At 49.8% G+C, this 13,371-nt stretch carries 10 protein-coding genes and 1 pseudogene; 3 read left to right on the forward strand and 8 right to left on the reverse strand.

Annotation, left to right across the window (positions count from 1 at the left end):
* Window positions 1-26: 26 nt before the first annotated feature.
* The 3 genes from EII41_RS06205 to EII41_RS06215 are packed head-to-tail and all read left to right on the forward strand — an operon-like array spanning window position 27 to window position 3,340.
* Entirely contained in the window at window positions 27-2,414 is a 2,388-nt protein-coding gene (locus EII41_RS06205) for an outer membrane beta-barrel family protein (protein WP_124789871.1), read from the forward strand.
* Between the two features lie 42 nt (window positions 2,415-2,456).
* Complete coding sequence (locus tag EII41_RS06210; RefSeq protein WP_260425502.1) at window positions 2,457-3,068, forward strand: hypothetical protein; 612 nt, start codon at window positions 2,457-2,459, stop codon at window positions 3,066-3,068.
* A complete protein-coding gene (locus EII41_RS06215) occupies window positions 3,053-3,340 on the forward strand; it encodes a winged helix-turn-helix domain-containing protein (protein ID WP_124751364.1) in 288 nt (95 codons plus the stop codon). The genes EII41_RS06210 and EII41_RS06215 overlap by 16 nt, the downstream gene beginning before the upstream one ends.
* A gap of 98 nt (window positions 3,341-3,438) precedes the next feature.
* Here the strand turns inward: EII41_RS06215 and EII41_RS06220 are convergent, their stop codons facing one another.
* The 8 genes and pseudogenes from EII41_RS06220 to EII41_RS06255 all read right to left on the reverse strand — a co-directional run bounded on the left by EII41_RS06220 (window position 3,439) and on the right by EII41_RS06255 (window position 13,367).
* Window positions 3,439-4,761, reverse strand: a complete 1,323-nt coding sequence (locus EII41_RS06220; protein ID WP_124751363.1) for a glycoside hydrolase family 57 protein — start codon at window positions 4,759-4,761, stop codon at window positions 3,439-3,441.
* A gap of 13 nt (window positions 4,762-4,774) precedes the next feature.
* Window positions 4,775-6,043, reverse strand: a complete 1,269-nt coding sequence (locus EII41_RS06225) for a glycosyltransferase (RefSeq protein ID WP_124751362.1) — start codon at window positions 6,041-6,043, stop codon at window positions 4,775-4,777.
* 17 nt (window positions 6,044-6,060) lie between these two features.
* Complete coding sequence (locus tag EII41_RS06230) at window positions 6,061-7,995, reverse strand: glycogen debranching enzyme N-terminal domain-containing protein (protein ID WP_124751361.1); 1,935 nt, start codon at window positions 7,993-7,995, stop codon at window positions 6,061-6,063.
* Between the two features lie 664 nt (window positions 7,996-8,659).
* Entirely contained in the window at window positions 8,660-10,333 is a 1,674-nt protein-coding gene (locus EII41_RS06235; RefSeq protein WP_124789873.1) for an AMP-binding protein, read from the reverse strand.
* 46 nt (window positions 10,334-10,379) lie between these two features.
* Window positions 10,380-10,934: a helix-turn-helix domain-containing protein gene (locus EII41_RS06240; protein ID WP_124789874.1), complete on the reverse strand. Its 555-nt coding sequence runs from the start codon at window positions 10,932-10,934 to the stop codon at window positions 10,380-10,382.
* A 304-nt stretch (window positions 10,935-11,238) separates the two neighbouring features.
* Window positions 11,239-11,673: pseudogene (locus EII41_RS06245) on the reverse strand (DUF5606 domain-containing protein); the annotation flags it as partial.
* A 117-nt stretch (window positions 11,674-11,790) separates the two neighbouring features.
* Entirely contained in the window at window positions 11,791-12,366 is a 576-nt protein-coding gene (gene coaE / locus EII41_RS06250; protein ID WP_124789876.1) for a dephospho-CoA kinase, read from the reverse strand.
* On the reverse strand, window positions 12,363-13,367 hold the full coding sequence (locus tag EII41_RS06255; RefSeq protein ID WP_185711847.1) for a CdaR family protein: 1,005 nt from the start codon (window positions 13,365-13,367) through the stop codon (window positions 12,363-12,365). Before EII41_RS06255 ends, coaE begins: the two co-directional genes overlap by 4 nt.
* Window positions 13,368-13,371 lie beyond the last annotated feature (4 nt).

Raw genomic sequence — 13,371 nt, forward strand, 5'->3', positions numbered from 1 at the left:
TTCATTGTATCGAAAAACAGACAACCATGAAGCGGTTCCTTATTATATCTATTGCAAGTGTCATCTTTGCCGGCTTCGCTTCGGCGCAGGAGCGAAGCGGCAAGGTGACGGACAACAGCGGCCGGCCCGTCGAATTTGCGACGGTTGCCTTGCTGACGGAAGACGGGCAAGCGGCCGTGACAGTCACCGATACGCTCGGACGCTTCTCGCTGACTGCCGTCGGGGGCAAGTATCGGATCAACATCCGGCACCTTGCTTATCAGCCGTTGGAGCAGAACATTTATCTTTCGGACACGGAATCGAAGGTGGGCGATTTTCGCCTAAAGGATCTCCAGACGAATCTGGACGAAGTAACCATCACGGCTTCGGCAATCACACGCGAGGCCGATCGCTTCGTAATGAGGATGAACACGCCTTTGACTCTGAATAAAGACGCGACCGAAGTCTTGCAACTGGCACCGGGCGTATGGGTCGATGACAACGGTATTTCCATCAACGGGACGAGGGGGGCCAAAGTCTTTATCAACGAACGCGAGCTGAGACTGAAAGGCAAAGAATTGATGAGTTATCTGCGTAATTTCCGCTCGGCCGACATCGTGCGCATCGAGATTATTCCTCAGACCGGAGCAGAATACAGTGCCGATTCATTCGGCGGAGTGATTAAGCTGACGCTTCGCAGACAATTGGAGAACGGTATCAGCGGACATGTGAAAGTCGGCACAGCACAGAGCGAAAAGTTAGCCGATTATCAGCCGTCCGCCTCCCTCAACGCCCATGCGGGACCTTGGACATTCAACGCGTTCGCATCGGGAGATATGATGCCTAAAGGAAAGACAAACTCGATGGAAACTCGTACTTTTCGGACAAGTACCTATCATGATTACCATTCGGTTTCGCAGGTCAATCGCACACAGCATTCGGGGTTGGGAAGACTGGGTATCGTGTATGAGCCGGACAAACGAAACAGTTTCGGAGTCGAAGCGGAATATTCGGCCGTAAGCACCCGCAGCCCGTCGACCGTCTCGACGCGAACGAAACCCAACGGTATTCTCGTCCGCACCGAAAGCGACTACCGACAAAAAGAGGCAGACCGTACCTACTCGATGACTTTGAACTATGTACATGCGCTCGATACGCTCGGATCGACTTTCAAAATGATTGCCGACTACACGAACAAATATGTGGAGGGCGACAACGACTATCATACCTTGTTTGCACGAAACGGAAAAATGTCGGACTCGGTATACCGGAACAACACATCGTCGCATTACAGAATTTATACGGCCGACGGAGTGTTGAGCAAGCGACTTTCGACACGTACAAAGCTGGTGGCGGGGATGAAATACACACACAACGATATGTCGGACACGGTACGGTACGAAGGTCTTCTTCCTTCAGGCTGGCAACCGCTGCCGGCATATCATTATTCACTCGGTTACACGGAAAATATCGGAGCGGTCTACGGCACCTTTTCGGCCGAATACAATCGTCTCAGTCTCGTGGTCGGTCTGCGTGGCGAATATACGCATGCGAACGGGCATCATCGTCGTATCCGTCAATCGTACTTCGATCTGTTTCCGAACCTGAACGTAACGTATTCATTCGATCCGATGCGGACGTTTATGCTGATCGGGCAGTATTCACGGAATATCGAACGGCCTAATTTCAGGCGTCTCCACCCGAACCGGATACAATATTCGGAGTATTCGTATTACATCGGCAATCCGGCATTACGTCCGACGTATATCCACAAGATCGGTTTGACGGCCGTTTACCGCTATCGTTATGTGCTTTCGGTCGGCGCCAACCTGCACCGCGATCTGGTGAGGGAGGTGCGGAAAACGGAGACATCCGACCCGAACGTTACGTACATCATCCCCGAAAATCATCATACGGAGAATCATTATTATGTCGTGCTGAGCGTCCCTCTCCGTCCGACGAAATGGTGGAACCTAAATGTCAATCTGGTAGGAGTAAAGCAAGATATTCGCGGCACGGAAAACGACCGCCGCGTGTCGCATTACCTTTATTTCGCCAATGTAACAACGGGTTTCTCGTTGCCGGCGAAATTTCACTTCGAACTGACGTACAGCGGCACAAGCCGTCTATATTCGGCCAATTCCGGTATCGAACCTCGCCATTTGTTTCATCTATCCGTGAAGAAACAACTGCTGAACGATCGCCTCACGGCTTCGTTGGGTATAAACAATGTATTGGACCGTAAGATCGTTTATTTTTCGGAGATGGCACGCTTTACGACTCGCACGGAAGTGCATGATCCGCAAGATGCCCGTTCCCTCAAATTCAGTCTGAACTATACTTTCAGCGCAGGGAAGCATTTTAAAAGTCGAGCACTCGAAAGTGGTTCGCAAACGGAAAAAAACCGTTTAAAACGAACTTCCGACACAAGATAATTCATGATAAATTCATATTTTTACACTCATTTTTTTACAACTATGGAAGAAAAAGAATTAAAGGACAAATCGCTCAACGAAAAGGAAAGCTTGGAGCTCATCACACGAATGATCCAAAACACACAGCATCGGCTGGAGCGCCATACCGGCATACCGATGTTGATCTGGGGCTATGCCACGGCTATCACAACCTTACTGGTATGGTGGGCAGTAAGCTATACCGGCGACTACCGGATGCAATTCCTGTGGTTCCTCATTCCGCTCACGGGAGGCATCGGGATGTTACTCTTGAAGAAAAAGCCCGCAGGAGTCCGCACGTATGTAGACCGAGTCGTTGGATACATCTGGTTAGTCTTGGGCTTGACCGGTTTTCTGCTGTCGTGCCTGTCGATACTCAGCGTGATGTGGAAATTGCCGATTCTGTTTATCATCATACTGATCATGGGGATAGGAACGATTCTGACCGGATTGGTTGTACAGTTCAGGCCAATGGTCATCGGAGGCGTGGTGGCGATGGGAATCGGGGTAGCCCATTACCTGTTACCGGGCTGGGATATAAAGATGCTGACGTTTGCATTAGCTTTTATCGTCATGATGATTATCCCGGGACATATCTTAAACCGTCGAGCTAAAAAAATATGTTCAAAGAGCTGAATCCGCTATTGCACAGCGAGCTGAGACTGGGTATTATGTCGATCCTGCTCAGTGTCGAAAGCGCGGAATTCAAATATATCCGCGAGCAGACCGGAGCGACGGCAGGCAACTTGAGCGTACAGCTCGATAAATTGTCACAAGCCGGTTATATAACCATAAAAAAAGGATACCGCGGAAAAGTTCCCTGCACGACATGCCGCATCACAGAAGCCGGAATTACGGCCTTCCGCGAATACGTCGAAGCGTTGCAAACGTATATCAACATCAAGTAAAACGCGCCGAAGTTTCGGGGTAAAAAAGACAAGCCGGAAGTTTTTATCGATATGTTTTCTCGAAAAACTTCCGGCTTATCATGCTCTGTATCGTGTCGTCATTTACCGACAGTTTTCTTCGCGGTAGCGCTTTTCTTCTTCGTTTCCGATGATTTCTGAATCGTTTCCAGCTTTTTCTCAAGCCGGTTGATTTCATTCGCCTGATTGCGGATGGTCGTAAGCAACGAATTCAGTTCCTCGTTTTCGATCGAAGCAGGGAACTCCGCTTCGACACGCTGTATGAAATCGGCCAGTACGTTCATATAGTTATTAAACGCATCGTACGGGTTATCATACGGACTGAACAAGTTATAATGCTTCGTGTTCATGTAATAAAAATGGTCGCTGCTCTGCAAATAAATCCAATCCTGCTTGATGCGGCGGTTGCCCGACAAGCGTACCCGTTCACCGATCTCGTTGATCTTCTGGAACGCCTCATGCTGCAACACATTCCCTAACCACGAACTGCAATCTTTCTCTTCATCGACCCACGACATCGGATAAGGTACCGAGACGGCATCGACGGGCTTCATCCGCGCAAACACTTCGGAAGGCAACGAGAAGGAGAGGTTGTACTTTTCGGCATACTGCGGCAACGCTTTGAAGAACTCGAAGATTCCGGTATCGGCGGCATGCATCGAGCCCAGCACTTCGTAGTTCATAAAAGCGTTGATCACCTTTTCCGGATCGGCCGTCGAGGCTATTGCCGAAATATATTTGTCGGCCGTCAGCGGATATTCTTTCCAAGTATAATCGTTGAAGCGGAGCGAGAGGTCTTCGCTGAAACGGTCGTTCTTCAGCAGCAATTTCAATTGCGGACGAACAGCCGACGCATAAACGTAGTTCGGACTTTTCCATCCCAATACATGCTTGGCTCCTTCGGTCAGCATGCCCTCGAAGCCGAGGTTGTAGACGAGTTCGGAGATTTCGTCCGAATAGATCAGTTCCGTATTCCGGAACACTTTGGGACGAACGCCGAAGAGCGACTGTATTTTTTCCTTGTGCATCTTAACCTGCGCCTTGAACTCCTCAGCATCGCCGAGCGAAGAGAGCGAGTGGGCATACGTTTCGGCCAAGAACTCCACACAACCGAGCTGCGCGAGTTCGCGAAAACTGTCAATCACTTCGGGTGCATAAATTTCCATCTGTTCAAGCGCAGTCCCCGAAATCGAAAAGGCCACCTTAAATTTGCCGCCACTTTTACGTATCATTTCCATGATGGTACGGTTAGCCGGCAAGTAGCACTTTTCGGAAATCCGGCGAAAGATTTCTTCATTTTGGAAATCGTCATAATAATAATGATTGTTCCCGATGTCGAAAAAACGATACCTTCTCAAACGAAAAGGCTGATGTATCTGAAAGTAAAAGCAAATCGTTTTCATATCTTCTGTTGTTTTAATTTTTTCCATACAAAACCTGATCATAAATCCGGCGCACTTTCTGCCCGGCATATTCCCATTTGATGTTATTCACCTCTTTCAATCCTTCTTCTTTCAAGAAAGCGTGCAGTTTCGGATAAGCGATAAGCCCGTAGATGGCATCGGCCAGCGCTTCGATATCCCAGTAGTCGACCTTGATGGCATAGTCGAGAATCTCGGCGCATCCCGACTGTTTCGAGATGATGGAAGGCACTCCGCACTGCATCGCCTCGAGCGGCGAGATACCGAAAGGCTCCGAAACGGAAGGCATCACGTACACATCGCTGGCTTTAAAGATTTCATATACCTGTTTCCCTTTCATAAAACCCGTGAAATGGAAACGGTCGGACAAATTACGCGATGCGGCCAGACGTATCATCTTATCCATCATATCGCCGCTACCGGCCATGACGAAGCGCACGTTATCCGTCTTCGACAACACGCGTGCCGCGGCTTCGACAAAATATTCCGGCCCTTTCTGCATGGTGATACGCCCGAGGAACGTCACGATCTTATCCTTCACGCCGCGCTTGTCGGAGATGGAAAGGATATCGGGACTGAGAGGCTCTACGGCATTATGTACGGTCGTGACCTTAGCCGGATCCTGATGATACTTTTCGATCACCGTCCGACGCGTCAGGTTACTGACCGTAATGATATGATCGGCGTGATCCATCCCGTTCTTCTCGATGCCGTACACGTCGGGGTTCACGTTGCCGCGACTACGGTCGTAGTCCGTGGCATGTACATGAATCACGAGCGGTTTACCGCTGACCGTCTTGGCATGAATTCCGGCCGGATACGTCAGCCAGTCGTGCGCATGAATCACGTCGTATCCTTCGGCACGCGCAATGACTCCCGCCACGATCGAATAATTATTAATTTCTTCCAACAGGTTGTCGGGATAACGACCGGAAAACTCAAAACATCCCAGATCGTTGACATGCCGGTAACTGAAATCGGCATAGATATGGTCGCGCAACTTGAAATATTCCTGCGGATCCATAAATTTCGACAACCGTCCGGCTACATGATCGTAATTGACCTCCTTCCATACAATCGGAGTATTGCACGCCCCGATAATCTTCAGGAAGCTCTGATCTTCATCGCCCCACGGTTTAGGCATCACGAAGGTGATATCCATATCGGATTGCAGCGACATGCCCTTAATCAAACCGAAACTCGCCGTTCCCAATCCTCCGAGGATATGCGGCGGAAATTCCCATCCAAACATTAAAGCTTTCATATCTTGCAATCTTTTATTTATTCGTCATATTCTTTCAATTTCTCAATCACCGCAAGGATCGAAGCGATACTCATCAGGAACGATATGGCTCCGCGCCCCGCAAACGGCGGATTACCGTCGAACAGTTCGGAGATTGTTCCGATGCAATGCAGCGATATTTCTTCTTCCATACTGATGAGCGTACGCTCGGCGAACGAAACGCCTCCACGGCCGAACAGATTCAGGTAAGCCATCAGATACATTCCCGTCAGCCACGGCCATACGGGGCCTTGATGATACGCCAAGTCACGTTCGTACTGCGGCCCGATGTAGTTCGGGCGATAGCCTTCGCTTTTAGGACTCAGCGAGCGCAGCCCTTTGGGCGTCAATAATTCTTTCGTTACAATATCGAGCACGCCGCGTTTCTGTACGCGCGTCAGCGGCGAGTAAGGACAAGCCAGCGCAATAACCATATTCGGTCGCACACTCCAATCCTGATTCGGACTGCTGTCTACGTAGTCGAACAAGTAATTGTGCTGATTCACGAACGTGGCGGGAAAAGACAGCTCTAAGGCCGTGATCAGTCGATCGACCTCGGGCGATACGCTTTCGTTCAGTTCTTTATAAAAACAAAGCGCATTATACCAAAGCGCGTTGAACTCGACGATGTATCCCGTACGCGGCACGACAGGACGCCCGTTGACCACGGAATTCATCCACGTTACCGGCTTCTGCCGTCCGTCGGAATAGAGCAATCCGTTGTCCGTAACTTTCAAATTGGGGTGCTTCTGCGCGATGATGTACTCAATGATCTCACGCACCAGATCGCCATACAGTTGTTTCGCATCGTCACTTCCTTCTTTCAAACTGAAACTTTGTACGCACCAGATAACCCATAGCAGCACATCGGGTTGCTCCATTTCATGAATGATCGGATCGGTTTTTCCCTCGCGCATAAATGTACGCAGAGCGGGAATGGCCGTATTCATCAGTCGTTCGTACCGATCTCGTTCATCGAGATAAAGCGTACAAGCGGCCATCGAGATGAACATGTCTCGCGCACGCACCTTGAACCACGGATAACCTGCCAGCAGATAGACGTCTTCGCCTTTCGGGTTGTAGAATAATTGATGGGCCGAATTCTTCAGACAGTTATAAAAATTGGATCGCGGAGTTCGCGCCTCTACTTCCTCATTGAAATAATCGGGGAGACCGGCCAGTTCGTCACGCAACATATCGCCGGCACAGAATACGATCGATTCTCCTTTCTCAATCGACAGTTCAAAATATCCGGGGACGAACAGATCTTCCTTGTACGGGTAACCTCGCTCCTGCTCTTTCTGATACTCGATACCGTGATACCAATACGGCTCATACACGAACTCCGGTTTTTTGTTGAACTGCATGAAAAGTTCCGGATAACCGGGATACATACAAGCTTTGATACCGTTCGGTACCTCTTGATACGATTGATCGGCATTCCCGTTGACACGCGTAAGTTCCTTGACGCTGCGAAACGCCATAAACGGACGAAAACGCAGCAGAGTAGCCGAATGGGCGTCTATCAAAGTATATTTGATCATAATCCGGTTGTGCTTCCGAGAGAAAATGATTTCTTTCGAAAGGACTACTCCTCCTACTCGGTAAACCGTGCGCGGCACCGTCTCCATCGTATATTCGCGAATGTATTTGTGACCGTTCGGGCTGAAACTCCCGCCTTCGTACTTGTGCAGCCCCAGATTGAACTCGGCACCGTGTTGAATCACTGTCTCGTCGAACGAAGAGAGCAGGACATGGTTATCGTCATCCAGTCCCGGCACGGGCATAACGAGCAAACCGTGATATTTCCGCGTGTTGCAGTCAACGATGGTCGTGCAATGATATGCGCCTTTCCGGTTGGTACGTAGCACCTCTCGTGATAAGGATTCTTCGAGGTTAATTATTAATGTTTTGTCGAATTTAAGGTAATTCATGTTTTTCTTCTTTTAAACCATTTCTAATCTCACTTACTTTGTTGAATTCTCAAAATTAGAAACTATTTTCAACATAAACAATTTTTTTAGCGAAAAACTTGACGGCAGGCCGATTTTTTCAACTTCGCCAAACAGGAAAAGGAAATAAGAGATGTAGTTACACCTCCGGAACAAGTTTCTTTCCCAGAGTAAGACTAGTCTGCCCCCTCCATCAAAGCCTATACAGCCAACCAATCACCGACGGATGTGAGGATGATTTTTATTTTACAAAAAATCTTTATCACGAAATCCGGAATCAATCAATTTACACCATCGGAAAAACCCCGAAAGGCAAAATCAACTGAATTTGATCATCGGGAAAACCCCGAAAGGTAAAACCAACCGGATTTGACCGTCGGGAAAACCCCGAAAGGCAAAATCAATTGGATTTGACCGTCGGGAAAACCCCGAAAGGCAAAATCAACCGGATTTGACCGTCGGGAAAACCCCGAAAGGTAAAATCAAATGGATTTGACCATCGGGAAAACCCCGAAAGGCAAAATCAATTGGATTTGACCGTCGGGAAAACCCCGAAAGCAAAAACCAAATGGTTTTGGCCATCGGGGAGATTCCGAATATAGAATTGAAATAAAAGGATCGGTCAAGAGAGGTGATACGACACCATTTATGATTTCGCAGGAGATTTCTCACGGTCGTTGGCACGGATTTCGACGCGCCTGATTTTGCCGCTGATGGTTTTGGGCAATTCATCAACGAATTCGACGATGCGCGGATATTTATACGGAGCCGTCACCTGTTTCACATGCTGCTGGATCTCCTTCACCAGCTCCTCTCCTGCCCTGTCTTTATATTCTTTCGAGAGCACGATGGTGGCCTTGACGACCTGACCGCGTATCTCGTCCGGTACGCCCGTAATGGCACATTCCACGACGGAAGGGTGTGTCATCAGGGCACTTTCGACTTCGAACGGCCCGATACGGTAGCCCGAACTCTTGATCACATCGTCCGAACGCCCGACGAACCAATAGTAACCGTCTTCATCGCGCCAAGCCACATCGCCGGTATAGTAAATGCCGTCGTGCCACGCTTCGCGCGTACGCTCGGGGTCGCGATAATATTCTTGAAAAAGCCCGACGGGTTTTGTATCGCCTGTTCGCACAACGATTTGTCCCTGTTCGCCATCTTCGGCCTTTGTCCCGTCGGGGCGTAGCAAATCGACGTCGTACTGCGGATTAGGCAGCCCCATGGAACCGGGCTTGGGTGCTGTCCACGGGAACGTACAAAGGGTCAGCGTCGTTTCCGTCTGACCGAATCCTTCCATCAGTTTGATGCCCGTGAGTTTGTGAAACGTATCGAACACGGCGGGGTTCAGCGCTTCGCCGGCGATGGTGCAGTATTGCAGCGACGAAAGGTCGTATTTCGTCAGGTCTTCACGAATCAGAAAACGAAAAATCGTGGGCGGCGCACAGAGGGAGGTGATTTTATACGTCTGAATCATCTGCAACATATCGGCAGGCGTAAACTTTTCATGATCATAGACGAAGACGGTCGCGCCGGCAATCCACTGGCCGTAGAGTTTGCCCCATACGGCTTTCCCCCAGCCCGTATCGGCAATCGTAAGATGTAAGCTGTCTTCGTGCAGATTATGCCAATAGCAGGCCGTAGCGATATGCCCGAGCGGATAGAGAAAATCGTGCGCAACCATTTTCGGCTCGCCCGACGTGCCTGAGGTAAAATACATCAGCGACATATCGTTGTTCGTATTGACTTTCGCGGGACGTACGAACGGTTTCGCCTGCTCGAGGCCTCGACCGAAATCTTCGAACCCTTCGGGGATTTCGGGTCCCACGGAAACGAGCGTCCGCACAGTCGGCGAATCGGGCATGGCCTCGCGAATATGGGTCAGGATTTCACCTTCGCCGGCACAGACGATCATTTTTATATCGGCCGCGTTAGCGCGATAAACAATGTCTTTCTTCGTCAACAGATGAGTGGCGGGAATCACTACGGCGCCGAGTTTATGAAGGGCGATGATCGAGAACCAGAACTCATAACGACGTTTAAGGATCAGCATCACCTTATCGCCACGCCCGATACCGAGCGACTGGAAATAAGAGGCCGTTTGGTCGCTGTACCGCTTCATGTCGGCAAACGTGAAGTCGATCTGTTCGCCCCGGTCGTTCGTCCAGCACAAGGCTCTCTTTTGCGGCGCCTCGTCCGCCCATGCGTCGACTACATCGTAGCCGTAATTAAAATGTTCCGGTATCTTGATGTGGAAATTCTCCTTAAAATCTTCCTGTGACGAAAACGTCGTCTGCGTTACAAAACGTTCTAACATTTATAATATAGTTGCCAAGCTGTTTGAGTTTTCAAAAAAAAGTACATTACACGATCACCGCCAGAAACTGAACGATTTCACCATCGAGCGCCTTCATACCGTGCGGCAGTTCGGAGTTGAAGTAGATACTGTCTCCCGCGCCGAGTATCAAGTCTTTTCCATTAATCTGCAACAGCATGCGTCCACTGATCACGTAGTTGAACTCCTGCCCGGGATGCGTATTGAGGTAGAGCGGTTCGCCGTCGGGCTTGGGATGTACGGTGACCATGAACGGATAAGCTCTGCGCTTCGAAAATCCCGCGGCAAGCGACTGGTATTTATAGGCCTTCGTACGTTCGACGGATACGCCTTTGCCGTTGCGCGTCACGAAATACGTGCTCATCTTCGGCTCATCGCCAAACATGAGTGTCGTCAGTTCCACCCCGCAGGCACCTGCGATGCTGTGTAACACGCTGACGGAGATATCCACCGTCCCGCTTTCGAGACGCAGGTATTCATCGGGCGACATGTTACAGACCTTCGCCATCTCTTCCACCGGAATCTCCAACGCGTCCCGAAGCCCTTTGAGACGCTCGGCAATTTGTTTGATTTCTTCGTTCATCACGCCATGTATTCTATCTGTTTGTGAAAAGGGCCGCCCTTCAGTCCGCGACTGCCGGGAGACCCTGTATATTTTATCGAGCCTGCCAAGATGAGGTTCTGTACCTCGTCAAAAAGAGCAACCGGCAGGCGGATTATTTCTGCCGCGTACGCTGAGTGGCTTTCGCCGCAGGCGCTTTAGCCGTCGCGGTGGTAGTCGTCTTTTTCGGCGCTGCCTGCTTTTTCGCGGCCGTCGAAGTCGAAGCGGTCGATTTCGCACGCGTAGTCTTTTTGGGTGCCGCTTTCTTCGGCTCTTCGACAGCAGACTCGCTCGTCTCTTCTACCTCTTCTTTCTCCTGTTTTTCTTCCTGCGGCTCATACTCCGTAATACCGGCAGCCAACAAGATATTGTACCAAGTCAGCAGGCGCTTAATATCCGTCGGATAGACACGCTCGCGGTCGAAATCGGGAAGTACTTCGGCCAGATAAGCACGAAGTTCGTCCGGCGAAGCCTTCGTCAACTCAAGCGACACTTTTTGGCCGCCTTCTTTTTGCTTCACGCTGTTCAACACTTCATAGAGCGGTACTTCTTTCTCGTTCGTATAAATCGCAATATCGCCCAGCGAAATGACTTTGTCTCTCGCATAAGCCGGAATTCGCTTTTTATCCGTCAGAGACTCAATAATCAACATATTCTTCCCTTGAGAAACCATCTGATACAAACCGGGTTTACCCGATACCGACAGAATTTTTTTCAGCATAACTCTTTCTTTTTACGTTTTTATTTATGACGGACAAAGATAATGCAACTCTTCCGAATCCGACAAAAATAAACATATTTTTAGCGTGTGTACGACGTCGACAACTCTTCTTCTTTTTCACCCGAGTTCAGTCATAAGCGCCTCGATTTGGGGAATCAGAGGCGTGCGTTCATCGTTCAGTACGATTTTATCGGCCAGAGCTTTCTTGCGTTCGTCCGGCCATTGCCGTCTCATACGCTGCCGCACATCGGCCTCCGACATGCCGTCGCGAGCCATGACACGACCGATACGCATCGCTTCCGGCGCATCCACCATAAGCGTCAAATGAACCTTCCTGTTAAAACCCGATTCGAACAGAATGGCCGATTCGAGCGCGCAAACGTCCGTCTGCACACCGGCCTTCCAGCAGTCGAAATCTCTCGACACTTCGGGATGAATAATCGCATTCACTTGTTCGAGCAGGGGCGCGTCACGAAAGATTCGTTCGGCCATTAACGCGCGATTCAGGCCTTCGGGAAAGTAGATGTCGGCACCCAGCAACGCGGTCAGACGCTCCCGAATGACGGGCGACGAGACCGTCAAACGTTTGCTCTCCCGGTCTGCATCGTATACAGGTACGCCGTATGTTTCCAGCAGACGGGAAACGACGGACTTACCGCTCCCGATCCCTCCCGTGATTCCGATCACCGTCATTTTTGCTCCAGAATAAATTCGATCTTTTCGGGTGTCAGTATCGGATTCGACAACCGTTCAGGTTGTTTGGTCAAGCGAATGGGTAATTCGCCGGCCTCACGATGAGCTTCAAATTCATGAAAAGGAATCCGTATCTCAAAATCCGCCTCAGAAACTTCTTTGAAGCGCGAAAGCGGAAGTTTGAAAAGCAATTCGACCGTAGAAGGAAACATACGTAGGATGTAGTTGTCCGGCACACTGTCACACTGTATGGGCAGAGTAAGCCGTTTCTCGGTATATTCCTCGACCGGAATACTGATTTTCACCTCCTCCGGTTCATAACGCACTCCTTCGACCGGTTGCAAGCCGACGGTAAATTCTTTCGTTTTATGGAGGTTTTCAGCTTTCAGGGCAACAGTCTTCACCACGAGGAGGGTATCCAGCATAGCACGAGCAGCATATACCTTTACCTTCGACGGTGTGACCGTGATCGTATCGGAAATCTGAAAACCGGGTTCGAGTGTAACGAGTAAATCAGGCGTTACCGGCACCGTTTTTTTCAACAGGTCATTGTATTCGATTGGTATGGACGAAGGCTCGAAGCTCAGCAGTGAAGTAGACGAGATCAGTTGCTTCGATATACTTGTTTCAATCACGCGACGGCTTACCGTACTTCTGCGCCCTCCGGCCTTCTGAAGGGCTTTGACATCGATCTCGAGCGGCGCGAACGTACGCAACCACGAATAATTGATCAGTACCGTTCCGCGATCTCTCACCCTCGCGATAACTTCCTGCGGATTGTCTCCCGTCAAGACTTTATCGGCCGGTATGTTTTTATACTTCACCGGGATGACGATCTCTATCTCGTATTCGTCCTGCAAAGTTTGCAAGTACCAGAACCCCAGAGATAGTAACAAGAAGATCATAAAAGTAAAGACCTCCTGCCATTTCCGTCGACGGATGAAGGTCTTTATCTTTCGGGTCTCAGACTTGAACGAGGGTGATTTTCCAAGCTGCGACATACCA

This window comes from Tannerella forsythia, assembly GCF_003860135.1.
Taxonomy (GTDB): domain Bacteria; phylum Bacteroidota; class Bacteroidia; order Bacteroidales; family Tannerellaceae; genus Tannerella; species Tannerella forsythia_A.